This window comes from Paenibacillus sp. AD87, from assembly GCF_001659845.1.
In the GTDB taxonomy this organism is placed as follows: domain Bacteria; phylum Bacillota; class Bacilli; order Paenibacillales; family Paenibacillaceae; genus Paenibacillus; species Paenibacillus marchantiae.
The window spans coordinates 505408-530435 of the sequence record NZ_LXQN01000022.1 but is presented as its reverse complement, the minus strand read 5'-3'; the positions used below and the strand labels follow the sequence as shown (position 1 = coordinate 530435).

Annotated in this window: 24 protein-coding genes; 14 read left to right on the top strand and 10 right to left on the bottom strand. The window is 48.2% G+C overall.

Annotated elements, in window-relative coordinates; genetic code table 11:
- Positions 1–75: 75 nt before the first annotated feature.
- Positions 76–927: a helix-turn-helix transcriptional regulator gene (locus gpAD87_RS30540; RefSeq protein ID WP_064642722.1), complete on the bottom strand. Its 852-nt coding sequence runs from the start codon at positions 925–927 to the stop codon at positions 76–78.
- A 258-nt stretch (positions 928–1185) separates the two neighbouring features.
- Here gpAD87_RS30540 and gpAD87_RS30535 point away from each other — a divergent pair, with 258 nt between their 5' ends.
- Complete coding sequence (locus gpAD87_RS30535) at positions 1186–1644, top strand: cupin domain-containing protein (RefSeq protein ID WP_063566267.1); 459 nt, start codon at positions 1186–1188, stop codon at positions 1642–1644.
- Positions 1645–1739: 95 nt separating this feature from the next.
- Here gpAD87_RS30535 and gpAD87_RS30530 read toward each other — a convergent pair whose 3' ends face one another.
- The gene (locus gpAD87_RS30530; protein ID WP_064642720.1) at positions 1740–2567 is read right to left on the bottom strand and encodes an aldo/keto reductase; all 828 of its coding nucleotides are present in this window, start codon (positions 2565–2567) and stop codon (positions 1740–1742) included.
- Positions 2568–2903: 336 nt separating this feature from the next.
- Between gpAD87_RS30530 and gpAD87_RS30525 the strand changes: the two genes are divergently transcribed.
- The 4 genes from gpAD87_RS30525 to gpAD87_RS30510 all read left to right on the top strand — a co-directional run bounded on the left by gpAD87_RS30525 (position 2904) and on the right by gpAD87_RS30510 (position 6444).
- Positions 2904–4160, top strand: a complete 1257-nt coding sequence (locus tag gpAD87_RS30525) for a DUF445 domain-containing protein (protein ID WP_064642718.1) — start codon at positions 2904–2906, stop codon at positions 4158–4160.
- Positions 4161–4503: 343 nt separating this feature from the next.
- Entirely contained in the window at positions 4504–4785 is a 282-nt protein-coding gene (locus gpAD87_RS30520) for a hypothetical protein (RefSeq protein WP_063566264.1), read from the top strand.
- Positions 4786–4867: 82 nt separating this feature from the next.
- Entirely contained in the window at positions 4868–6118 is a 1251-nt protein-coding gene (locus tag gpAD87_RS30515) for a lipase family protein (protein ID WP_064642958.1), read from the top strand.
- 53 nt (positions 6119–6171) lie between these two features.
- Positions 6172–6444, top strand: coding sequence for a hypothetical protein (locus gpAD87_RS30510; protein ID WP_064642717.1), 273 nt, complete (start codon positions 6172–6174; stop codon positions 6442–6444).
- A gap of 171 nt (positions 6445–6615) precedes the next feature.
- Here gpAD87_RS30510 and gpAD87_RS30505 read toward each other — a convergent pair whose 3' ends face one another.
- The 4 genes from gpAD87_RS30505 to gpAD87_RS30490 all read right to left on the bottom strand — a co-directional run bounded on the left by gpAD87_RS30505 (position 6616) and on the right by gpAD87_RS30490 (position 11063).
- Positions 6616–7386 carry a YcnI family copper-binding membrane protein gene (locus gpAD87_RS30505; protein WP_231952955.1) on the bottom strand — a complete coding sequence of 257 codons (771 nt, stop codon included), beginning with the start codon at positions 7384–7386 and terminating at the stop codon, positions 6616–6618.
- Between the two features lie 313 nt (positions 7387–7699).
- A complete protein-coding gene (locus gpAD87_RS30500; protein ID WP_197521570.1) occupies positions 7700–9394 on the bottom strand; it encodes a copper resistance CopC/CopD family protein in 1695 nt (564 codons plus the stop codon).
- Between the two features lie 180 nt (positions 9395–9574).
- On the bottom strand, positions 9575–10231 hold the full coding sequence (locus tag gpAD87_RS30495; protein ID WP_063566261.1) for a response regulator: 657 nt from the start codon (positions 10229–10231) through the stop codon (positions 9575–9577).
- A 1-nt stretch (position 10232) separates the two neighbouring features.
- A complete protein-coding gene (locus gpAD87_RS30490) occupies positions 10233–11063 on the bottom strand; it encodes a sensor histidine kinase (protein ID WP_064642713.1) in 831 nt (276 codons plus the stop codon).
- Positions 11064–11365: 302 nt separating this feature from the next.
- Between gpAD87_RS30490 and gpAD87_RS32375 the strand changes: the two genes are divergently transcribed.
- On the top strand, positions 11366–11533 hold the full coding sequence (locus gpAD87_RS32375) for a hypothetical protein (RefSeq protein ID WP_162842449.1): 168 nt from the start codon (positions 11366–11368) through the stop codon (positions 11531–11533).
- Positions 11534–11661: 128 nt separating this feature from the next.
- Here the strand turns inward: gpAD87_RS32375 and gpAD87_RS30485 are convergent, their stop codons facing one another.
- The 3 genes from gpAD87_RS30485 to gpAD87_RS30475 form a co-directional block, all read right to left on the bottom strand.
- Positions 11662–13494 carry a bifunctional diguanylate cyclase/phosphohydrolase gene (locus tag gpAD87_RS30485; RefSeq protein WP_064642711.1) on the bottom strand — a complete coding sequence of 611 codons (1833 nt, stop codon included), beginning with the start codon at positions 13492–13494 and terminating at the stop codon, positions 11662–11664.
- Between the two features lie 254 nt (positions 13495–13748).
- The gene (locus gpAD87_RS30480; protein ID WP_064642708.1) at positions 13749–14381 is read right to left on the bottom strand and encodes a DUF5317 domain-containing protein; all 633 of its coding nucleotides are present in this window, start codon (positions 14379–14381) and stop codon (positions 13749–13751) included.
- Positions 14382–14621: 240 nt separating this feature from the next.
- Entirely contained in the window at positions 14622–16064 is a 1443-nt protein-coding gene (locus gpAD87_RS30475; protein ID WP_064642706.1) for a hypothetical protein, read from the bottom strand.
- Positions 16065–16341: 277 nt separating this feature from the next.
- Between gpAD87_RS30475 and gpAD87_RS30470 the strand changes: the two genes are divergently transcribed.
- From gpAD87_RS30470 to gpAD87_RS30445, 6 genes are all read left to right on the top strand, one after another.
- Positions 16342–17373 carry a BMP family lipoprotein gene (locus gpAD87_RS30470; RefSeq protein WP_064642704.1) on the top strand — a complete coding sequence of 344 codons (1032 nt, stop codon included), beginning with the start codon at positions 16342–16344 and terminating at the stop codon, positions 17371–17373.
- 104 nt (positions 17374–17477) lie between these two features.
- A complete protein-coding gene (locus gpAD87_RS30465; protein ID WP_063566255.1) occupies positions 17478–18977 on the top strand; it encodes an ABC transporter ATP-binding protein in 1500 nt (499 codons plus the stop codon).
- The gene (locus gpAD87_RS30460; RefSeq protein WP_063566254.1) at positions 18974–20041 is read left to right on the top strand and encodes an ABC transporter permease; all 1068 of its coding nucleotides are present in this window, start codon (positions 18974–18976) and stop codon (positions 20039–20041) included. The genes gpAD87_RS30465 and gpAD87_RS30460 overlap by 4 nt, the downstream gene beginning before the upstream one ends.
- Positions 20025–20948: an ABC transporter permease gene (locus gpAD87_RS30455; RefSeq protein ID WP_024632282.1), complete on the top strand. Its 924-nt coding sequence runs from the start codon at positions 20025–20027 to the stop codon at positions 20946–20948. The genes gpAD87_RS30460 and gpAD87_RS30455 overlap by 17 nt, the downstream gene beginning before the upstream one ends.
- A gap of 46 nt (positions 20949–20994) precedes the next feature.
- A complete protein-coding gene (locus tag gpAD87_RS30450) occupies positions 20995–21666 on the top strand; it encodes a sulfite oxidase-like oxidoreductase (RefSeq protein ID WP_064642702.1) in 672 nt (223 codons plus the stop codon).
- 1 nt (position 21667) lies between these two features.
- The gene (locus tag gpAD87_RS30445; protein ID WP_064642700.1) at positions 21668–22426 is read left to right on the top strand and encodes a nucleoside phosphorylase; all 759 of its coding nucleotides are present in this window, start codon (positions 21668–21670) and stop codon (positions 22424–22426) included.
- Between the two features lie 183 nt (positions 22427–22609).
- Here the strand turns inward: gpAD87_RS30445 and gpAD87_RS30440 are convergent, their stop codons facing one another.
- The gene (locus tag gpAD87_RS30440; RefSeq protein ID WP_064642698.1) at positions 22610–23497 is read right to left on the bottom strand and encodes a LysR family transcriptional regulator; all 888 of its coding nucleotides are present in this window, start codon (positions 23495–23497) and stop codon (positions 22610–22612) included.
- Between the two features lie 210 nt (positions 23498–23707).
- On the opposite strand from gpAD87_RS30440, the gene gpAD87_RS30435 reads away from it, so the two are divergent.
- A complete protein-coding gene (locus tag gpAD87_RS30435) occupies positions 23708–24598 on the top strand; it encodes a DMT family transporter (protein ID WP_063566251.1) in 891 nt (296 codons plus the stop codon).
- 123 nt (positions 24599–24721) lie between these two features.
- On the top strand, positions 24722–24904 hold the full coding sequence (locus tag gpAD87_RS30430; RefSeq protein ID WP_063566250.1) for a hypothetical protein: 183 nt from the start codon (positions 24722–24724) through the stop codon (positions 24902–24904).
- Positions 24905–25028 lie beyond the last annotated feature (124 nt).

Sequence of the window (25028 nt, the reverse complement as noted above, 5' to 3'; positions counted from 1 at the left end):
GGCATCTCCTGGCGCGCGGTGTCATGATAGGGTGTCATATGACAGGTGTCCGGCTTCGCCAGTCGCTTCCAAGATCTATCGATGTTCTTTGCGATAGCGAAGCGGCGTGGTCCCGGTCACCTGTTTAAACGTTTTATTAAAATGGGCTGTATGCTCAAATCCTACCTTCTCCGCAATCATTTGCACCCGTTCCTGAGTGGAGAGTAAACGTCTCTGTGCCTCCCGAACCCGGGTAACACGTAAATATTCACTGAAGCGAAATCCGGTAAAACGGCTGAACATCCGGCTCAAATAGGATGGACTGATATAAAATCGCGCTGCGGCCTCTTCCAACGTAAGGGGCTCGGTATAATGATTGTTCACATAAGTGACGATCTCACTGATCTTATCCTGCATGGGATGATGCGGGACCGGAGAGGATTGCCGAGTATCTTCTTCAACCCGGTGGATCTGAATCAGGATCTGGGCAAGCAGGCTTCTCACCACGATGTCATAATGAGGTCGGCGCTCCCTGCATTCTTGCAGCATCTGCCATAGCATTCGTTCGATCTCGGGCTGTTCCGCATCAGGAAAGTGCAGCAGCCTTGAACGATCGAAGGGAAGCAGACCACATATTCCAAGCTCCATCCCGGTGGCAAAAGAAGGCGAGAATCCGATCAGGATTCGTTCAAAGCCGGGAATACTTCCTTTGGACGTCGTATGTACATCATGGGGATTGATCAGGATCAAATCACCTTTGCGGGCAGTAAGAAGCTGACCATTCATGGAATAGACGCGTTCTCCTTCAAGAAGATAATACAGTTCATAAAAAGGGTGGGCGTGAGGCTGTGGCATGGCGTTCCCTTCGTGTCTGCTCATGTGTTCAATGGTGAATGAACTCTCGCCAATTCGATATTTGGGTCCAATCCGATCCTCTATAACACTCATAACACGTCTCCCCTCTGCGCCAGCTGATTTACGGTTAATATCCATATCATAACGGAAAATCCAGTTTGTTGTAAACGCTATCATTTGAATAGGGGTCCGACCAGACGAAATGAATAGCATACGGGTGGAATGATTTTCGGCAAGCTTATATATGCTGTAAAGGTGACAAAAGTCTATTCATGTTTTACAGTAGGGGGAGTGAGACTAACCTCTGGATAGGGGTGTCTCCAATTCGATTTGGAAGGAAGGAAACAGAATATGACGACACATGAATTATCGCCACTCGTTGCTGCATTGAATATGCAGCCGCACGTTGAAGGCGGTTGGTATAAGGAAGAATGGAAGGCATCGTACCAAATTCCACAATCCGTACTGCCGGATACATACTCAGGCCCTCGATTCTCGGCAAGTTCGACGTACTTCCTGCTGCACTCCCATGAAGTCTCGGAATGGCATACCGTTTTGTCCGATGAGCTTTGGTTGTGGCATAGCGGCAGTCCAGTAGAATTGAAATTGGGCGGCAACGGGGAAAACCCCGAAAATGAAGAAGTGCTCGTGTTGGGTATGGATATTGCTGCGGGGCAATCGCCGCAGGTACTCGTTCCAGCCGGAGTATGGCAAACCGCGCGTCCGCTGGGTGATGAGCCTGTACTGGTAACGTGTGTTGTAGCACCAGGTTTCCATTTTGATGATTTTAAACTGGTTTCCAAAGGCTAATATAACCATAAATGAACAAGCAAAATCCCGATCCAGGTGCGTGTGCATCCAGATCGGGATTTTTTGATGTTTTCTAGCTTGATTATATATTGAGGTTAGAAGTTAAAATTGTCCGGATCGGAACCAAAGCGCTTATTCTCGTTCAATTGATTGATGCGCTCGATTTCTTCCGTGGTCAACTCAAAGTCATACAGGTCCGCATTATCGCGGATGCGCTGTGGTGTAACGGATTTAGGTATGGTCACAATGCCATTTTGCAGATCCCAACGCAGAATGACCTGTGCCGGTGACTTGCTGTATTTGGCAGCGATGTCCTGAAGAAGCGGATGCTCTAGCAAATGTCCCTGACCCAGTGGAGACCAGGCTTCAATCTGGATCTGATGTTTGCTGCAATACTCCCTTAGCTCCGTTTGGATCAACAGCGGATGCAGTTCCACCTGATTCACAGCAGGTTTAATGGTGGCATCGGTCATCAGGTCCTCCAGATGGTGAATCTGGAAGTTACTCACCCCAATGGCGCGGATGCGTCCTTCCTTATGCAGCTTCTCCAGCGCTCTCCAGGTATCCTTGTACTTGCCTTTAACAGGCCAGTGGATTAGATAGAGATCCAGATATTCCAGTTCGAGTCGTTCCATGCTTGCTTCAAAAGCCGCCAGTGTGGATTCGTAACCTTGGTCCCCATTCCACACTTTGGTGGTAATGAACAGATCCTCGCGGGCGATTCCGGATTCACGAATACCCTGAGCTACACCCGTTTCGTTGTTATACGCTTTTGCTGTATCGATACTGCGATAACCTGCTTGAATGGCCGTTTTGACGGCATCAACCACTTCTTCTCCATCTTTAACTTTGAATACACCAAAACCCAGCCAAGGCATTTTGACTCCGTTATAAAGTGTCGTTGTGTCCTGCACGTGTTTCATGGTCCGAAATTCCTCCTCTGATTCATTCATTATTCCATTATGTAATTACCCTGTTGACCGCCGGCCAATCCTAAATGGAGGGCCGTCTGTATTGATTATACTAAAACCTTTTTGGTAATGGAAAAGAATACGACCATTTCGATAGGAAAAACCCCTCTTTTATCCTTTTTCGCCAGCCAGAGGTTTGGTTTTGACGCTTACGGGTGATAAGATGAAGTATACGAAATATGGAAACCGAAGCTTTCCTATGGAAGGGATCACATGAAGAACAGAGGAGCACGGGAAAGTTGGGTGTTATTGAACCCGTGTGATTAACGATAAAGGAGTAAGAATACAATGGCTAAACCTAAACAAACCAAAAAAGCAGCAGCTTGGTCTCTCGTTGTTATGGGAGCGGGATTTGCCGCATCATTGCCGTTTCAGGGCGGTGTAGTAGGCAAACTGCTGGTAGGGTCATTTGAAGCAGGATTGGTAGGTGGACTTGCGGACTGGTTCGCCGTAACAGCGTTGTTCCGTCATCCACTGGGTATTCCGATTCCCCATACGGCTTTGCTGCCCAAAAATCGGGACAAATTGACTGAAGGCCTTGTCTCCGCGGTGGAAAACAACTTGCTGAACAAGGATAGCATCACCGAGAAAATTGCGGGCTTCAAGGCGGCAGAAATCGTTCTGGATACCATGACAAGGGAACTTCACAATGATGGAGTCAAAACCATGATCGATACGCTCTGCAAACGTATCCTCGCAGGCCTGCCGTTAGAGCAGATTGCTCCATTGGTTGCGGCCGAGATCAAATCACAGGCGGGAGCCTTCGACCTGGGTCCGATTCTGGAACGTGCTTCGATCCAGATGAGTGAGCGTGGATATGATGCCAAAGCACTGGACTATGGTCTGAAGCAGGCAGAGGAATGGCTGGTGAAGCCGGAGACGATCATGTTTTTGGGTGAAAGCGGCCTAAAGGCAATCAGTGGCATCCAGATGAATGGATTAATGCAATTTGCGATGAATGCGTTCATGGGTTACCTGAACGAGGAGCGTCTGGGCAGCATTTTGCAAGGATATCTATTTGACCGGGTGGAGGACATGAAGCGGGAGGGCAGCGCTCTTCGTTACAAAGTGCTCGATCTGTTGCGAACCCAGGCTATCCGGCTGGCGATGAGTGAAAGTGTGCAGGATGGAGTCAACGGCTGGAAAAACAACATGCTGGATGGATGGAACGCAGAGGAAACCGTGCTGAACAAACTCATAGAATTGAGGGATAAGGCGCTCGCTGCGATGGAAGATGGTCAATATGTGGAGACGTTTGCTTTACCTGCGATTGAGCGGGTGTTGTCTGATTTGCGGTCAGACGATGCTTTATTGGCAGGATTGAATGCCAAGATTGTGGAAGGTGTAACGACGCTGCTGGAGAAAAACCATTCCAAAATCGGCAACCTCGTGCGCGAAAACGTGGACAAAATGGACAATGCCTCATTGATCTCCTTGATTGAGGATAAAGTAGGACAGGATCTGCAGTGGATTCGGATTAACGGGGCTGTTACCGGATTTATAATCGGGATTGCACTGACCGCCCTGCGGATGGTATTGGAGTAACTCATTGATAATGGCAAGATTAGGGCCGCTCTCTGGAGCAGGCTCTTTTTTTGTCTGGGCAAATGATAAATAGAGAAATGATGCAAAAACAGTTGAATTGGGTAATGTACACCCGAATGCTCTATTGGAATCATTTAGGAACAAAGTTACATAAAAACGATGCCAACAGCCGATGTCATCATGTTGATTTTGTACTATGATGCAGATAACAGAAGAAAAGAGTGGGTATACGAATATATTTAATGATAAAGAAAAGGTGATTGATATGAGGTTGAAGCGACGACTCGCATGTATATTTTTTTTGACCATACTATCTACTTTCATTTTGGGAGGGTGTCAGAACATGAAGGAAAGCGAAAAACAGGCCTATTTTAAAGAAGCCGAAGCGGAAGCCGTAAAATATCTGAAAAATAAATATGAACTGGATGTCGTGATCACAAATAAAGAGCTGTTACCTGAGATGGCGCTTGATTCTATTGCTATGGAAGGGCATGTGGTTGAACATGAAGAGCAAGAATTTACGATCTCGTACGACTATGAGGATAAAAAAATCAAAAACTTTGGCATGAGTCCAGCAATTAAGGAAGCAATTATAGCTAAGGGGTATGATCCGTTTAACAAATAAATCATAATTCAGGATTGATTTTCTTGGAGGTGCAACGGTTGTGAGTAAATCACCAAAAATTGATGATGAAACATACAACAAGATGTCTGAATTAGCTTACGAGAATCTGAAATCAGGTATTGAGTTTGACAATCTTCCCGGATGGCAAGTTCTTGAGGACACTCATGGAAATAAAAAATCGGGTTTTGATGCGGTGACCTTCTACAATCCTGAGACCAAACAGGCGGTTATCGCATATCGGGGCACCGAGGGAAGTGCATCATTGGATCGCAGCGCCCCTGATTATTACGCGGATGCTCAAATCGGTTTGCCTGAGCTTGGCAGAAAAATCGAACAAAGTACTGACCTTACACCAGATTGGTTAGCTAATGGAATTCAGAAGGTAAGAGATGTGACCGGAATCACTAAAGTCGAGAATGCTGTGGGAGAACTGGACAAAAAGCTGGATAAGACAATCGGGCTGGGTCCCAACCAAATGTATGAAGCGGAAGATTACGCCAAAGATATGCAGAAAAAATATAAGGATTTGGATTTTTCGCTGACAGGGCATTCGCTTGGAGGGGGCAATGCCCAGTATGCGGCCGCATACACGGGACTTTCCGCGGTGACGTTCAGTGCGCCATCCGTGATTTCCAGCCTCACGCCAGAGGCAAAACGAAAGGCTGAAGAGGGTGGGTTTGATAGCCAAATCATTAACTACGGACATCCCGGAGATTTTGTAACCAGCGGATTTTTTGGTGGATATGATCGTCATGTAGGTTCCATGTATTACATCAATTCCAACTACAAGGATATGAATGATGACATGGGCATGTTCGATAAAATCAGTAACACCTTTGGTGGTGAAGAGTATCACGGTTTGAAACAGTACAAATTCGAGAATGGCTATATTTCCAACGATCTATACGATCCGGTTACAGGCGAGCAAATCAGTTATTCACCACGTCAGCCATCCAATGTCCTGTCTGATCTCGCAGCATTCATGCGGAACCTGGGTGGGCAAGCAGGCAACCTTGCAAGAGGTATGGCCGCAGCAGCAGGAGCATCTGGCCTGATTCAGGTAACGCCCGAAGAACTCAAAAGTGTCGCTGCCCGGTGGAAGCAAAATGCACAACAGTGTAATGCAGAGTTGAATACGGTACGGAGCCGAATGGCGCAATACCTGCATTCCAGCCGTAGTCGCAGACTTGAGCCTATCGTCACTCATCTGGATGCGTCTATTAACGAATTGAGCACATGGCATATGAAGCATACGAGTCAATTCCTGAACTTTATCGAAGAGAAGGCGGAAGCATTCCGTCAGGCAGATGAGAGTCAGGTCAGTTTTAAATAGAATTTTGCGTGAAGGGCCTGGCGATTGGCACTTACATAAGGGAGGGAACACGAGTGAGCGGACAATTGCTGGTAGAGCTGAATGATCTTCGGATTGCTGAAAAAGAATTGACCCAGCTGCTTGCCCGTCTCCAGGCAGATGAGCTGGAGGCAAGAAGCCTATACAGCCGTCTCGACGATTGGAAGGGACAATCGGCCGATTATACAAGGCAGCAGATCGAAGCGTTTTTCGCGGGTCTGTCTGGACGAATACAGTCGATTGAACAACAGAAGAAGAGCTTGCTGCAATATATTGAAATCATGATCCAGACGGATCAGGGACGGTAGGAAAGAGTCGTAAGGGACGCTGCTCTTAACCAGTGAATGTAAGCATGATTTTGAAATCGAAGTTGGCGTATGCATACAGATATCAAAAAGGAGCCTCGGTACATCGGGAAAGATCCCGTATGCCAAAGGCTCCTTTCTTTTTTGTCTACATACAAGACTGCATCTTAACTCTTAACGTTTTTTGCGGCGTGTTGCCAGAGCAATACCCAGGAAGGACAGGATCAACGCCAGAATGGATACGATCAGTGTTGCCTGTTGCAGCTTCAATGTGCCTGGGTCTGAATCCGTGTTGTTTGGCTCACCAGTAACGGTGTCGTTCAGCGCGTCACCCAGTGTGGTATCGTCGTTTGCCTTCTTATCATCGCCCGTTGCTGCTTTATCATCATGGCCAGCATTGTCGGCTGTGCCTGCACTATCATGTCCTCCGCCTGCAGCAGCATTACCTGCAGCAGCAGGATCTTGGCTGATTGCCGTAATACTGTGCGGGTTGCTGTCACTTGGTCCGCCTGTCCATTCCACGATGCTGCCATCGCTATAATACTGGAACGCATCCCAAGCTACTTCCGTTTCAGCATCCGGATTCTGTGCTACGAAGTTGAACTGCTGGAATTGACCAGCCAGAATTCCTTCGTTATCTCCGTCCACTTCCCAAGTGATTGATGTTACTTCATTGGAATCATTTTTTTCGGTAGTGATTTTCCAGCCTGCCAGTGGTTGGTATTGCTTGAATGCAACGCCTTGCGGTACTTTCAGCGTGATTTTGGTGGTAGGCAGCTCTTTTTCGGATGGAATCTTGATGCTATACGTCTGCCATGCACCTGTTTGTGCTACGGTTGGGTTAACGGTAACGTGTGCGCTGGCGAATCCCGCGAACAGCATCAGCGCAGCGGCTCCAGCAGTGAGGCTGGATGTCAGTTTGGAAGTCCATGATGTTTTTTTCAAAATAATTTACCCCTCTCAAATCTTATCATTTATGTTTCGGCCCATTTTCTAAAATAAGTGCCTGATGTGCTGCAAAGTCACCGTTCCGGTTACGAATCGTTCTTTCAATCGCTGTTATTCCCAGATTTTTTTGATTCACTTTATAAGTGAAAATCCGGGAATAGCGTATGCTTCCGAAGCAGCTTTCTTGAAGAAAGCTTTTAGCGAACGTTACACTTTTCCAGAATCGATTTCGTCCCCTTCACTACAATTGCAGCTTATTGAGACACTGATTTTAGATTGAGTCGCGTTTCAAATCTGAATCGGTTTATACCTACGGATTAGCAGTGTCGATCTCAAATTCGGTATCCAGCGAATCCAGAGATCGGGTTAGCAGATGAACCTTGATGTTCCAGCGTCCTGGCATGGAGATATATTCTTCTGCTTCGTACACGCCAGTATCATTTTTCGGAATCGTGATCTCGTAAATGCCCATATCCATATCCAGGTGGGTCAGTGACAGTGTGATCTGTTCCAGATCGTTAACTGTAGTGCCGTCCGGTTTCTTCACGTCGACCTTGAACTGGTTCTCTCCGGTACGATTGGGACTTACTTGAAGCGTAATTGTAGTCCCGTCATCCGTAGTCTGCACTTCTTTATAGGGTCCTACGGCTGCCGGTTGTCCGGGAGACAGGTGTGTCAGCACGGCGGCCAACGCAAGCACGACGGCTCCAGCAATCAGTTCGGCCTTCAGGCTGCCAGCCAGTCGGTTGCCGCTGCTTGCACGTGCCATTCTGGCATGACGCCAGGCCAATAGAAGCATCACCACAAGCAAGACAACTTTAGCGATAAGCACGATACCATACGCCGTTGTGAACAAAGACGTAAGAATAGGTGCAGGCAAAATGATCAGGCTGCTGTATATCCCCGTAGCGACGAGAGCAGCAACAGCGCCGATGCCCCAAGCTGTAAATCGTCGGATCGCCGTCCAGTAGACCTCACCTCGCACCGTGGAAGGCAGTTTATCCGCGAGCGGAGGCAGACACGCAGCCATGGCAGTTAGAGCGCCGATCCAGAAAGCGGCTCCGATCAGATGAACGAAGTCCATTGCAATGGCGAGCGCGCGATGTTCTGCTGCAGCTGGATGTCCTGTCATGGCATGGGTGAACAACCAGCCAAGAACGAGGACCAGTGATCCGTATGATGACCAGATACGGATACGCAGCGAGCGATCCCGGTCATATCCGGAGAGGATGGTAACCGCCAGCAGCATCACAATAAGCATCTGTACCATCCAGATCTGCCCAAATGACGTCAATTTGAGTGCACTGCCCATCAGTGCCCAGCTGAACTCCCCGATGGAGACGCCTGATTCATACAACGTGTTCAGGGGCAGACTGATCAGAGCGGCAACAGAAGCGGCGCCATAACTGATCCATAACAACTTGTAGCTCCTTGGCACTTCCAGTGGTTCTCTCGCCATGGAAGCTGGTGCAATTCGGAACAGCAGGAAAGCAAGTGTGCCCAGAATCACAGACAATCCCAGATATTGAATCCAGTCTGTCAGCGACAAAATCCATTTTAACGGTCCGCCAACCTGGCCTGAACCTGAGGTTAAATCAGCGAGACCAGCAGGAGCGCCAGATGGTTCCCCAATATGAAACACATAGGCCCCTTGAATGGGGTGACCATCAGCAGACACGGCCTTCCAATTCACGGCGTAGGTTCCATTTCCAAGTCCGGTCCGCAGTCCGGTCTCCAGAATATGAGGACGGTTCTCGTCGACATGCACATTGCCGTCATCTGCCTGTGTTCCGTCAGGTCCGGTGATTTTAATATCAAAAAAGGCCGTCTGTAAAGACTCGTTGAACTCCAGAGTCAGGCGTTCAGGTGCTGTCGCAACAAGTTCATTTTCACCTGGTGAGGCCTGCACAATATAAGCATGGGCGGATGCCCATTGTGGCATAACAAGGCAACACAATAACATCAGGGCGACCATAAGTGCCCAGTGCCGTTTGCCCAATTTCATGGTGAACCTACTCAAAATCAAAAAATCATCACCCTTAGGTCTAGAATTGTAAGTCATTCTTTGTTAACCGAGCACAATCTATACCATTATAACTTTGTCCAAAATAACACTGTATGACTACATTGGGCTATAAAAAAACGAAATGATCCATGGAATTGTGACAAAAACATGAATGTGCCGCTATTTACGCAGCTTACGGCCTGCCAGTCCGCTTTCCAATGCATAGCGGGTTAATTGCACACGATTTTCGAGATGCAGTTTCTGTAAAATATTCTTCAGATGATTCTTCACTGTCTGGTCCGAAATGCCAAGTTGGTCGGCAATCTCACGGTTAGTATATCCCGCAGATACCCATTGCAGGATCTCAAGCTCCCGCGTAGTCAGTGGATTATCGGGTACATCTTCCGTGCGAGGTGCGGGGAACTCCTGAAGGATTCGATAGGCAAGTTCCTTGCTCAGGGGTGCATCATCACTGACGATGGCGCGAAGGTATTCAAGCCAAGTGGACGGAGACAGATTTTTGAGCAAATATCCTTGAGCCCCTTGCTTCAGCGCTTCGAACAGGTACGTGACATCATCCGATACAGTAACCATGACGATAATGACATAAGGAAAGCGCAGTTTGATCTGGCGGGTGGCTTCCAGCCCATCCATATCCGGCATCTGCACGTCCATCAGAATAAGATCGGGCATCCATTGCCCGGTAAGCTCCAGCGCCTCCAGTCCAGTCGAAGCGGTACCAATAACTTCAAACAGGCTGTCCTCGGATAAAATACTGCAGATCGCCTCACGCGCATGCGCGTGATCATCGACAACCAATACCCGTACAAGTTCCATATTAAGCATGCCCCTTTCCAATGGTTATTCGAGTGTAACCTGGCCTTGAATCAAGAGCGAAAGACCAGCCCATCTGAGCTGCACGTTCCTTCGTAATTCGCAAGCCGTACCGATCCTTCAGATGCAGTGGATCCCCGCTCACACCAACACCATTATCCTGAACGAAGATGGACCAGACAAAAGGGGCTCCTTCTGCAATCACCCGAATATCTGTGGCCCGGGCATGTTTACGTACATTAAGCAGTGCTTCCCGAATGCAGGCGAGCAGCTCTACCTGCTCCTTTGGGGAGAAGAAGGTGCTGTCGAGATCCCATTCCAGACGCGCCGAAGGAACCGTCTCCTCTATAAGTAATTCCACCTGTGACAATAGGGAAGTTCCCTCCGGTACTGCCGCTTGTCCAGGGACGTAGCGGAGCTGGGCGATGGCCTGCCTTACGTAAGCGTTGACCTCATGTACGGTTTTGCGTATTTCCTGAATTTCATTCTCGTGACCACTTCCAGCCAAACTGCGCTCGGCCTTGTCTGTTTTTACCGACAGGAGAAAAAGAGACTGCGAGATGCCATCGTGAAGCTCTCGGGCCAGTTGATCCCGAGCTTCGAGTGCCACTTTGGAAGCACGCTCCTGCTCCAGAGCAGCCCTGGCACTTTCCAGCATCTTAAATAAGCGACTTAGCAAGGTGACACTTATGAGGTACAGGATAAGTGGGGTAAGCCAGTTGCCCGCATCCATGGAAAGGTAGGGCATTAGGAATTGGTGACGGATGTATTCCCAGAGACCAACCGTGAATGTGGGGACCAGCAGAATCATCCATTTAATCTGTTTGTATGACATGAATACAGAACTCCTTTGAGATAAGGTCCATTTATATGTATCCGTTTCAAGGGCTGGCACCATTATAACGCATGCTTGCTTCAGACCCTAGTCTGGCTTTCTTCGGGGGAACCTCGGGTGGATAAGGGAGCATTTAGAAGGATATCTAAGAACAACATGTGGTGAAATTATGTCACGCAGGGTGAGCCTTGGTGAGTACAGATGAGCGGGGCTGTATCCATTTTCCCTATTGGAGAAGGTCCTCTATACTTATATAGAACAGAAATTCATTACAAAAGATGTTAAGGAGTGAACGCAACAACATGAATCAAGAGGTATTGGAACGTCGCAGCGAGTTGCTCAAGAAGAACATTCATCAAATGCTTCTTCAAGACAATCAGCACGGAATCAGTCGTCAGGATAACATGTTTTTGCAGCAGATGATTAAAGAGCTGCATCAAACTTCACATGAGATGAATACCACTCGATAACGCAGAATCTGCACAAGAATGAAGTAATCTCGTGCATGATTCATTCCATGATGAACATGAAAATGGCGCTATCCCCGATTAGGCCGGGGGTAGCGCTTTTGGCTTTGTAAGGGGGAATTCTGTGGGTGTTACACAAGTTGTTGCTGCACCGCTCGTTTCTGAATATATCGGATGAACAGCTCGGCTAGCTCGGGATCAAACTGAGAACCGGAGCACATCTGTAGTTCCTTGATTGCTTCATCGACATTTTTCGTTTCCTGATACGGTCGCTCTGTCGTCATTGCGTCAAAGGAATCAATCACCGTGAGCATCCGGCACAACCGTGGAATCTCACAGCCTTTCAGACCATAAGGGTAGCCTGCCCCGTCATATCGTTCATGATGCAATTCAATATAGGGAATGAGATCGGCAAAACGCTCGTTCGTCATGGCCATTTTTTTGCCCCAGGTGACATGGCCCTTGATCGTTTCCCATTCTTCAGCGGTAAGTTTTTCTTTCTTATTCAAGATGGACCATGGAATTTCGAGCTTTCCGATGTCATGAATCAGTGCGCCCAGTACAAAATTCCGCTTCTCCACATTATCTAGTTCCAGCAACTCACTTATATCAAGAGCATACTTATATACGCGTTTGGAATGTTTGAATGTATCCATATCCTTATACCTGAACAAGTTGAGCTGTTGCTCAATGTCACGCACATCCTGCACCAGATCAATCTCTTGCTCCATGCCATCATTACTACCGTGGCGATGCACATTGTTTTTGCCTTGCTTTTTGGCATAATACAGTGCTTTATCCGCCTGATCCACAAGTTGTGACTTGTTGTACATATCGACTTCATAACGCGCAACACCTGCGGAGAAGGAGAGACAACCGTGCGGAAAGACTTCAACCCCTTCAAAAGGTGTGTCGTTCAGCTGCTTGCGCAGCTTGTTCATGAAAGCATAAGCCTCGTCCAGGTCCATGCCTGGCATGAGCAGGGTGAACTCTTCTCCGCCATAACGAAAGGCGGTGACCGAAGTGCCTTCCGTCTTCCGACTGAGGAAATCTCCGAGAAGAGCCAGCAGGCTGTCACCCTGGAGATGACCGAAGCGGTCGTTATACTTTTTGAAATCATCAATATCGATGAGTCCCAGTGAAAGCGGGGTTCCCTGAGAACGGGCGTTACCAAGCTCGGTCTCCAGCATACTTTCAAAATGACTATGGTTAAACAAACCTGTACGTTGATCCGTATTCGCCTTTTCCTCAATACTCTGATACATCACAAACAGCTGTTTGAACGCATGTGATAGCAGAATGCTAAGACTGAGGTAGAGCAGCAGACCGAGAACGCCGTTATGCACAACGAGAATGGTCAGCACGAGCGCCAAAATCAATGTACATAAATAGACGAGCAGCGATTCAGTAACGAACACACGCTTCATCTGCTGTAATGCATCCTTTGTTGAGAAATGAAAAAACAGGCCAAGCGTGATTGTATTAATGATGAAGTAGGCTGCAAGTGCCGCAAAATAGGGCAGCAGGTTATATCCATCCAGTGCTCCCGGAATTCCTCCAGTCCAAGTAAATACATAAGCCGCTCCAGCAATCATGAGGCTGTAAATGCTGAAATTGACGATATGTTTCCACCAGGTGAGTTTGCGATCCTTGATTAACAGAATGAGGGAAACAGGCAGCAGTACAGACAGACTGAATGCACCACCAAACATGAAGATAGAGGCGAGGTACACGGAAGAGTCCATGGATTGCTGATTGCCTTTGGGCGGAATTTGAAACGTGAAATAATCCAAAATCAGCGCCGCACCAAGCATCGTGTATACCATTACCCATTCGTCAGAGGATAGATGGAGATAAGACCACTTGTTCATATACAGAAAAATACCGATGCCGGTGCAGCTAAGCAATACGACATACATGCTGCTCCGATCTGCTTTATGGATAAGGTTACGAATAAAGTTCATAAAAATTCTCCTGCTTGGTTTAGTCTGCTCTTGATGTGAATATATCGGCTTGTACTATATTGATGTATAACATAACAAGTTACCTCCCAAAAATCCAGAAAGAAAAAACAGGCCGCTGGCAGCCTGTTTGTCTTGGTTGGCGAAGTATATGTACTAGCCGCCCAGCTTGTATCCCGAAGTCAATGCAACAACGACAGAAGCTACGATGATTGCGTTGATGACGAGACGGGAATATTTAATGCCTTCGAATTTTTTCATGGAAAAGACCTCCCTTCCTTGGAGTCTGTCCGAATGTCTTCAGGCCTGATGGAACTCACTGGCTGCAAAGCTTCTCCGGTTCGATTCACCATCATGTACTGGATAAACAGGAATATGCCAATGTTCATGACCACATCGCCGATGCTGATCACCTGGGTCCGCGGATAAGGGCTGGACAGCGGGATGATATCACCTAGGAATGAAAGATGTGTAGAAGCATCCATCATATAGTGTTTCGATACTGCTCCGCCTTCGCGCAGCATGTCCACATAGTAGGGGCCGAGGACAGCAGAGGCTTCCACAGAAACCGGCATACGCCCACCGTTCACTGCCATGACGATGAAATTGAGAAAGACACCGATCCAGATCAACGTAAAACCTTTGTAATGTCGATTAAGCCACAAAAATGCTAGACCTGTGACATAAACGGCAGCAAACAGGTACCCGTTGATGGATGCAACCCAATCAAGCCTTTCCTGCAAGAAAAAGATGAAGAACTGGGCCAGCAGCAACAGCGGGAATATCCATCCGCCTCGCAGCTTGAGTGCTGCAAACTGGTGGAGACCATACCGAAATCCTCCCCGGAACAGTCCAACGATCAAGCCTAGCAGAATGCCGTCGTATACCATGATTAACTCCTGTCTTACAGATATGTGTAAATGTGATTGCGTGTTTGTGTATCTATGTTATTCGACCTTTTACTGGTAAATCCTTCAATGGAAAATATTTTTTTGAGAAGAAATTTGCAAAAAAATAAACAAAAAACCGCCTTTACGAACCAATGGGTCGAATCCATTGAAAAGTTCGGTAAAGACGGCTTTATATTATGTCAAAATGCGAGCTTTAATGCACCTAGCATTATGTTCGATTTATTCCGATTCCCCGTTGAGATAATTGAAGAACGGGTGGTCAACCCAGAAGGTGTAACTGGAAATGTCCGCATCAGGGGCCAGCTTACGGAATCCTTCCTGAATCGCCTTGGAATTCTCCTTAAGGGAGAAGGATTGTGCGTAGTAGTTGCCAAGTGAAATTTTATTGTTGGCAATGACCGGATATTCTGCGAGAGCAGTCGGCGAATAATACAGCGGCTGCCACCAGGAAGCATGGATCAAGGCAGAGGTGTCATCGCTATTCTTTTTGGCATACTTCAATATAATGTCGTTGAAGCGGGCTTTGTCCGCTGTGTTATTGAACTCGAACTGAATGTCATATTCTTTGGCGTAGGCGATGTAGTTGCCATTCTCGATCTGGGTTACTTTGTAATCCGGTGTTTCTTTGGGCTCTCCCCATTCCTTCAAATAGATGAAGGCAGATGTCTTCGGCTGGAACTGTACGTCGGCATCAATGCCTTCACTGCGCAACAGTCCAATTAACTGCACCGCGTGTTTAATATCATCATGTCCGTAAGTTAAAGTCAGTTCATCGATGAAGTTGGAATCAAAGCGACTATCCTTAAGATTGTAACCTGTGACGAGATCATTCCGCAGAGCTTGATCCACAATGGTCCGAAGATCCGGTGCTTCTATTAAATCAGCAGTGCGATAGGCAGCGTACAATTTGGAGTAAATGTCAGCGTCGCCGGAACGGCCAATTTCATTTTTATATTTACCCTGACTGGTCAATACCCGTCCAAGCAAAATGTTGGCAAAATCGGAACTCGCTTCGCCACCCTTACGGAGAGCGGGGTACAGACTTTCCGGAATTAGACCTGTATCGATGGCAGCGGCCAGTTCCTGCGCGGCTTGTCCCTGCACGCGGCTTGGGCTAATGCCCAGTTTTGCAAGTGCCTTTGCTGTTTTGTCTTTAGGATATGTATAGGCCAGCTCTTTGAATCCGGCTGCTTTGACTGCGATGAAGACAGCGGCATAAGTGCTCAGTTTGTCATTGGCACGAACTTCCGTACCGGATAGGATGCCATTGTTATATAAGGAAACGGCAGCTTTATAAGCAGAATCATTCGATTTCAGATCAGTAAAGGATGGGGCCTTAACTTTACTGTCACTTGCTTCATCTGTAGCAGGAGCAGCTTGATCGGCTTCAAGAATGGTAGCAATCGCCTTGATGAAGTCACCCTTCGTTAACTGTTTCGGCAATTGGATATTGTATTTAGCTTGCAGGAATTGGGCGTAATCAGCTGCACTCTCGGTATAAACTGAAGGAGCTTGTGCTACCGGTCCTTTAACAGCCTGTGAGGTCGTTTGTCCAGCGGAAGTGGCGGATGCTGCGGATACCGAAGCGGGCAAGCTGAGGCTGCCGAGTGTTACCGGAGCGGCGAGCAGAGCGGCCAGTGTGATCTGGGTGATTTTTTTCAAATGAATAGCCTCCTCAAAATAGGGTTGGAAAATAAATAAGATTGCGTTATAATTCTGACAAATCCTATCTGAATATAATAATTGGATTGACTTTAGCATGGAGCAGCTCTGGATGTCAACGGAAAAAACCTTGGTATAGAGAGGCTTCGGAGGCTCTGTCGAAGGCGAATCAACTATTATATTCCATTTAGTGTATACGCTCAAAGATTTATTGACAAGGATCGACAGTATCCGCTAGGATTATAAAAAAAGAATAGTGAAAAGGGGAATTTTCAAAATGAAAAGAGGTTTATCGTTCGTCTTATCGATCATCATGTTGGCTATATTGCTGGCGGCTTGTGGAAATTCTGCTTCCAAAGACGAACAATCGGCCCAAGGTGGCGACAGTGAAAAATCACTGCGCATGGCGCTTGTACTTCCTGAAAAAATCGGGGTAAACCCGTTCTTCGTACAGATGGATGAAGGTTTCAAAAAAGCAGGCGAGGAATTCAAGGTAGATACCAAAACGATTGAATCGACTGACCCGGCAGCATTTGAGCAAAACCTGCGTGCTGCAGTTGCTGAGAACTATGATCTGATCATTACAGCGACATTCCAGGCAGAAGATGCACTGAAAAAAGTAGCTGCCGAAAATCCCGACAAATCCTTTGCCGTTGTAGACACAACGGTGGATCTACCGAACGTACGTAGCGTTGGTTTCCATGAATATGAAGGAGCATACCTGCTTGGTGCAGCTGCCGGACTGTCTACGAAAACAGACAAAGTCGGTATGATTGCCGCGATGGACGTTCCATTGATCAAGAAATATACAGAAGGTTTCAAAGCTGGTCTGGAATCGGTTAACCCGAAAGCGGAATTCCTTGTGAACTACGTTGGTGGATTTAACGACCCGGCCAAAGCCAAAGAGCTTGCGTTGGTACAATTCGGCAAAGGTGCTGACTTCATTGCCGCAGCATCCGCTGTAGGGGATCTGGGCGTGTTCGAAGCCGCGAAAGAAAAAGGCTTCTATACTTCCGGTCAGGATACGGACCGTACCGTTGAAGATCCGGAACATATCGTATTATCTCAATTAAAGTCGACTGATACAGTTTCTTACCAGACGGTGAAAGACTTCGTTGAAGGAAACTTCAAGGCGGGCGCTGTGAACTATGGCTTGAAAGAAGATGGCGTAGGCCTGACTTACGTAACACGTGATAGCGAAACTCCATTGAATGCTTTTGTTGGACAAGAAGTTATCGACAAGGTTAAAGCAATCAAGGATGATATCGTATCTGGCAAAATCGTTGTGAAAGATCCATTGCAACAGTAGTATTGTTTGTTTCATAGGATTGAGTAATTGAGTTGATCAGCCGGCTGCCCGATCAGGCAGCCGGTTTTGCTGCTATTTAAGACCGAGAGGAGAGAACGCGAGATATGCTGTTGGAGATGGAGCAGATTACGAAGAAATACGGCGGCTTCACCGCTAACCGGGACATCCGTTTTAATTTGCGAGAAGGAGAGATTCATGCCCTCGTGGGTGAGAACGGCGCTGGTAAAACAACCCTGATGCGCATGTTGTATGGAATGGAGCAACCGACATCAGGCACAATCAAAGTTCGTGGACGCGAGGTCAGCTTCGCAACTCCGTCTCAGGCCATGGCAAGTGGTATCGGCATGGTGCATCAGCATTTCATGCTGTTTCCTTCCTTTACGGTTGCCGAGAACATCGTGATCGGGCGTGAACCGTCTGCGGCAGGTGTATTTGACCGCAAACAGGCAGCGGCCCAGGTGAATGAATTGGGCAGAACGTATGGCATGCCAGTTGATCCGTGGAAAAAAGTATTTGAATGCCCTCTGGGCATGCAGCAGCGTGTTGAAATTCTCAAGGTGCTGCATCAGGGCGCGGACATCATTATATTGGATGAACCATCAGCGGTACTAACACCACTGGAAGTGAAAGAACTGCTCGCGAATATGAAATCCCTTGCCAAGCTGGGCAAAACCTTTGTATTGATCACGCACAAGCTGCAGGAAGTCATGGATGTGGCAGACCGTATCACGGTTCTTCGTGATGGTCAGGTGACAGGTACATTGGAAGCAAAAGATACAAATGTAGAGGAACTGTCCCGCTTGATGGTAGGTCGTGAGCTGGTTCGCATGGACAAGCAACCATCCGTTCCGGGAGAAGCTGTGCTTCAGGTGGAAGCGGTCAATCTGTCAGGGGCAGAGGATCGTTCTGCACTCAAGGATATCCATTTGCAAGTTCGGAAAGGCGAGGTCGTTGGAATCGCGGGCATTTCCGGAAACGGTCAATCTGAACTGATTCAGATCATTGCCGGACTGCGCAAGGCAGATAGCGGTCGCGTCCTGCTGTCAGGGCAGGATACAACCAATTGGCCGGTGCGGCGCATTCGGGAGCATGGGCTTGCCCATATCCCGGAGGACCGTTATATGTGGGGAGCGGCGAAGGATGCGAGCGTTCGTGAAAATGGACTGATGGGCCACCATCACCGGCTTCAATCACGCGGTATCATTAAAGCGAAGGCAGCACGGACCATGGTGGAGAACTGGATTAAGCAGTTCAGCATTAAAACCGGTTCTGCAGAAACGAAGGCGCAGTTCCTATCCGGCGGTAACTTGCAGAAGTTGATTGCTGCGCGTGAATTTGCCCAGGATACGCCGTTTCTGATTGCGGCTGAACCTACACGGGGTGTAGACATCGGAGCGATGGAGACCATCCACGCTGAATTGCTGCGCAAACGGAATGAGGGTGCGGGTATTCTACTCGTTTCCTCCGAATTGTCCGAGATTTTGCAATTATCGGATCGGATCATTGTCATGTATGAAGGCGGAATTGCCGGGGAACTGAAGGCAGATGAAGCAACAGAAGAACAGATCAGCTTGTTGATGGCAGGAGGGAAAGAGCGGATATGAATCGGGTAAAAGAAACACTTCGCGGACTCATACAGCCGCTGCTTGCCGTATTCATCGGTTTGCTGGCAGGTGCTGTAGCCATTCTGATCGTTGGCGGGTCTGTGGTGGATACGTATGCGGAGATGTGGAAAGGGGCCTTCGGCAACTTCTACTTCTTCACCAACACATTGGCGCGTTCGACGCCCATTATTCTTGCGGGACTGGGCGTAGCCCTGGCGTTCCGCGCCGGATTTTTTAACATGGGTGCAGAAGGACAGATGGTTCTGGGCGGACTTAGTGCAGCGTTGACGGCGCTCTACCTGCCGGGTCCAGGCTGGTTTGTCTGTATTGCAGCCATTGTGGCTGGAATCATTGCCGGTGGAGTCTGGTCGCTGTTTGCAGGCTGGCTGGATGCCCGCTTTGGCATGAATCTGTTGATCACAACGCTGCTGCTCAACTATATTGCGATCTATTTTGGAGGATACATGGTATCCTATCCGTTTAAAGACCGCACGGGATCGGCGGCAATGGCCCAGACGCCAATGATTGATCAGAGTGTCTGGCTGCCGAAGCTGTTCCAGGGTATGGGACTGCATGCTGGCTTCATCATTGCTATTGTGGCGGCGATTCTCATCTACTGGTTCACACACAAGACAGTAACCGGTTATGAGATCCGCATGCTGGGTAGTAACCCTTCGTTTGCAACGTATGGCGGCGTGCGCCGCATTCGCATGATGATGCTGTCCATGATCATCAGTGGTGGACTTGCAGGTCTTGCGGGTGCAGGGGAAGTGCTGGGTACACAGTACCGTTTCCTTGATGGATCGTTGTCATCGGCAAGTTATGCATGGAGCGGTATTATGGCGACCTTGCTTGCCCGCTCGCATCCGCTAGGAACAGCTGTGGCGGCAATCCTGCTTGCAGCGTTGCAGACAGGTGCTATGGGGATGGAACGGAATACGGATGTGCCGCTGGAAGTCGGCAGTGTCATCCAGGCGGTATTGACGTTATTTGTTTCGGCTCAGATCGGATATTCATTCCTGAAGCGGAGAAAGGAGAAAAAGTCCAATGCAACAACTGTTTGATGCAGCTATGTTTGGCTCTACTCTGCGGATTATGACGCCGATCCTGCTTGCAGCGCTCGGTGGGGCTTTATGCTCTCGTGTCGGTCTGTTCAACGTGGGTCTGGAAGGACTCGTACTGATCGGTGCTTTCTCCGCTATTGTCGGTAACTATCTGTTCGGCAATGTACTGTTGGCTGTAATATTTTCCATTGTGATCGTCATGTTGTTTTCTGCGCTATTTGCCTTTATCAGTATTAATCTGAAGGCCAACGCCATTGTGGTCGGGATCTCGCTTAACTTTCTGGCGACAGGACTGACGACTTTTGCGCTGCGGGCGATTTTTGATGTAAAAGGTGCATACTACGACAAGGATATGGTGGGACTCCCCAAATGGGACATCCCTCTTATTAAGGACATTCCGTGGGTAGGCGATGTTATCTCAGGGCATAGCCCGCTCGTATATCTCGGGATTATTATCGTAATTGCCTTGCAGTTTTATCTGTTCAAAAGTGTCTCCGGTTTCCGTCTTCGTTCCGTGGGTGAGAACCCGGTAGCGGCACAAAGTATCGGCATCAAGGTGCGCGGTATTCAATATGGTGCAGTTCTGATGTGCGGCGTATTGTGCGCCCTGGCGGGTGCACAGTTATCGCTGGGTCAGGTTACGATGTTTACCGAAGGCATGACCGCAGGTCGCGGCTTCATCGCATTGGTAGCGACCATGCTGGGTCAAGCGAATCCGCTCGGCGTTATGGGGTCCAGTGTGCTGTTCGGGTTCATGGAAGCTCTTAGTATCCGACTGCAGGGCTTCGCGTTGCCAACTCACTTTACCATGATGCTGCCGTATATTGTGACACTGGTGGCGATGTTCTTCTTCAAGGACCGTACTTATGCACAAGACGCACTGAAAGCGGGCGGAAGCTCGCGTTAAATCCTGAATGTTATGCTTGAAGCATATAAAGAAGGAGGAATCACGCTTGCATAATAAGGCTGAACGTCTGAAAAAAACGAAAAGCCCGGCACCCAAAGCGGGTGCTGAGCACGGAGACCGACTGCCACCGGGGCAGGTACTGACCGAGAAATTCCCGATTCTGCATGAAGGTGAAGTGCCGGAATACGACCTTTCCACCTGGGATTTAAAGGTATTCGGTGAAGTTGAAGAGGTGAAGGTGTTCTCCTTCGCCGAGCTTCAGGCGATGCCTCAAGTGAACACGGTGAGCGATATTCATTGTGTTACCCGCTGGTCGAAGTTTGATACACCATGGGAAGGCATACGGTTCTCGGATTTCATCAAGCTACTTGGCGTCAAACCGGAAGCAAAATATGTTATGATCCACGCGGATCATGATTATGAAACGAATGTTCCGCTCGAAGAACTGATGCATGATGATGTATTGCTTGCTTTTAAATTTAACGGTGAGCCGCTCACACCAAAGCACGGTTATCCGCTGCGCTTGGTTGTTCCACAACTCTACTTCTGGAAGAGTGCGAAGTGGATACGGGGTCTGGAATTCATGAAAGAAGATCGCAATGGCTTCTGGGAAGTCAATGGTTTCCATCATTTTGCCGATCCGTTCAAGGAGCAGCGCTTCTCTGGTGAAGATATTCCGATTCCGGAAGACGAATGGACGAAGAAGGAGTTTGATTAAGATGTTGATGCCTATTTTGCAAATTCATTCCGAAGATATGCCTGCATATGCCATTGTCTGTGGTGATCCGGCACGTGCGGAGAAAATTTCCCGCAAGCTGGAGCAGGCGAGAGAACTGGCGTTCAGCCGGGAGTATCGCACGTTTGTAGGATTGTATGAAGGTGTACAAATGGCCGTGGTCAGCCATGGCGTAGGTTCACCAGGAGCAGCTGTCTGCTTCGAAGAACTGATCCGGGCAGGGGTAACGACCTTGATTCGTGTAGGTACAGCGGGCTCGTACACAACGGATTATCCAGCGGGCAGCGTAATCGTCAGCACGGCCGCTGTGCGTACGGACGGGCTGACACGTCAGCTGGTACCAGATGGTTTCCCTGCGGTAGCGGACCTTGGTGTTACACAAGCGTTAATCGAGGCAACTCGTGAGCATGCAAGTGCAGCGAAAGCTTCAAGTGCGGGTAAAGTTGGCGTGGGCATTACCGTTACGCTGGATGCATTCTTCACAGGAGTTGAAGAGATTCCTCATCGCAAGTACAAGCAGGCTGGTGCTCTTGCCGCTGAGATGGAAATTGCCGCGCTCTACATCGTCAGCACACTGCGTGGCGTTCGTGCCGGGGCTATTGTCGCTATCGATGGATTCGCAGACAGCGACCTGGCCGCCGAGTATGATCCGCATACAAATGCGGTAGCTGATGCTGTTGAGCGTGAGATCGAAGCGGCACTGCGTGCATTGGCTGCACTTGCTCGCCAGGATCAGGCGTAGGCTGGGTTTAGCAGGGCATTTTGTAGTACTACTGCTGGTAAAAAGCTAAACGCGTAAATGATGTTTATCTGAGGTGGACAATATAAAAGGGCGTCCCATAAGGTCATATTCATGACTTTGGGATGCCCTTTTGAGTTTGAGATAGAAGCGACTGGCGCTAGATTGGAAGGTGCAATCGATTCGTTAGCGTTGTCCGAACAATTGCTGTGCCGTCTCAATAAATAACCGGGATGCGGGAGAAGCATCAACAAGTGAAGGAACGGCAATCTCAATATTGCGGTAGGCTTTTGGCTCTGTGGGGAGTGCTTTGACACCCGGAGGCACCCAGGATAGTGAGATTGCAGGCAGCATGGCGGTCCCGAGTCCCTGCTCAATCATGCTAAGGCAAGTGTTTACGTTATACACGACAAATCCGAAATGTAATTCTGCATCTGCTCGATTGAACAGATCAACAATCGGTACCTCGTAGCCGCCTTTGCAAATAATCATGGGGTGTTTGTCCAGCATTTGTACGGGCAGAATTTCCTGATTCGCAAAAGGTTCATCGTCCCGAAACACTGCGAGCATCTCTTCGCTATAGAGTGGAAGCGTCTCATAAGCCACATCTACTGGTTCTTTATCTGTGGCAATAATGAGAGCTACATCAATAGCGCGTGAGCTTAGCCACTCCTGAATTTCAAGGATGTTCCCCTCGTGCAACTCAAACTGAATCTGAGGATAGCGGTCCCGAATCGAGCGGATGATTTTTGGCAGCAGATGGGCGGATGACATAGGGAAAGAGCCAATACGAATCGTACCAATCTCCAACCCTTTTTCGGCGGCAACGACCTGCTGTACCTTATCAAATTGCTGTAAAATGCGGCGGAAAATAACCAGAATTCGCTGTCCTACATCCGTAAGCACGATGCCGTTCCTACGATCCCGTATGATTAGAGTGACATCCAGTTCATTCTCCAGCGAGGAGATGGCCCGACTGACTGCGGGCTGTGTCATATTCAGTTCCTGGCCTGCACGGGTGAAGCTTCCCGTCTCTGCAATTTTCACAAATAACTGCAACTGTGAGTTGTTCATAACAAATATGGTATGCTCCTTATGATTAACATGCATTTCAATTATTTCGATCATTATTGTATCATGAAGACACGGAACGATCAAAGAACGGATGTAAAACGGATCTGGATCGGATTCCAAATGGTTTGCAGGCACAGAAAGAGCGCAGGATAATGTGTACGATTGATTAAACTGCGCCTATAGATATGTGCCGGATAGGAGAATAAACATATGGCTTTATCACGTGCAAAAGCAGGCTGGGTCCTGGCTTTTCTGGTACTCATGTGGGGAGTAAACTGGCCCCTGACCAAATACGCATTAAATTTTACACCACCGCTTATATTCGCAGGCATGCGTCTGTTGATTGGGGGTCTGGTGCTGGGGCTGTATGCTTTTCCCCGCTACAAAACGCTGCGACTGAAGCAAACCTGGCATATCTATGCCATATCTGCGGTGCTTAACATCATCTTCTTCTACGGTTTTCAGACCGTGGGGCTGACGGAAGTGCCAGCAGGATTATTTTCATCCATCGTGTTCCTACAGCCTGTGCTGCTCGGAATCGGGGCATGGTTGTGGCTGGGTGAGTCCATGTATGGACTGAAAATTGCCGGATTGGTTATCGGTTTTGCAGGGGTAGCTACGATCAGTATTGGTGGCATGACAGGCAAAGTATCCCCTGAAGGGGTTATGCTTGGGCTGTTCAGCGCAATTAGCTGGGCGATCGGGACCGTATATATGAAGCGAAATTCAATGAAGGTCGATGGAATCTGGATGACAGCCATTCCGATTTTGATCGGCGGAGTTGTTCTGACATTGACGGGTACGGTCACAGAGAGCTGGGCTGATGTGCAATGGGTGCTTCCTTTTATACTGGATACGCTATTTATTTCGGTGTTTGTCATTGCAATGGGCTGGCTCGCGTTCTTCAAACTGGTTAGCTCCGGCGAAGCCAGCAAAGTAGGATCGTTTACGTTCCTGATTCCGCTGATCGCCCTGTTATGCAGTGTGCTGTTCCTCGGAGAGTCAGTTACGGTCAATCTGATCGCAGGTCTGGTTATGATTATTGCCAGCATCCTGCTTGTGAATGTTAAAGTGAAAGGCAGTAAAGTGGCGAAAATATAAAGTTATGCGGAGAACTTTCTTCAAGTGGTTGTTGAACCTTGTATACATTCCGAATGACAATGCAAAAAATGGGTAAGTTATATATAGGAACATCACCATGATTACGAAGAGGAGGACTCCAACATGACACAGAACAATCAACCTCAGGATGAGGCGGCAATTCGCAACAAACTGGATGAAGACGGGGATTCCTTGATGGAGAAAAAGAAAATTTTGAGCGGTGTGGATATTGAGCCGCAAGCGGACGAATGGTCTGCTAAACCGTCACCTGTAGCATTTGATGAAGGTAAATCATCCAAAGAATAAGAGGAACCAGATATAGCTTTAAAAGAAGCGGGTACCGTTAAGGTATCTGCTTTTTTATATCAGAATGGTTAAGCACGTTACGGAGCATCATCTTCCTGATGTCTTATTGTATAATCATGGGAAA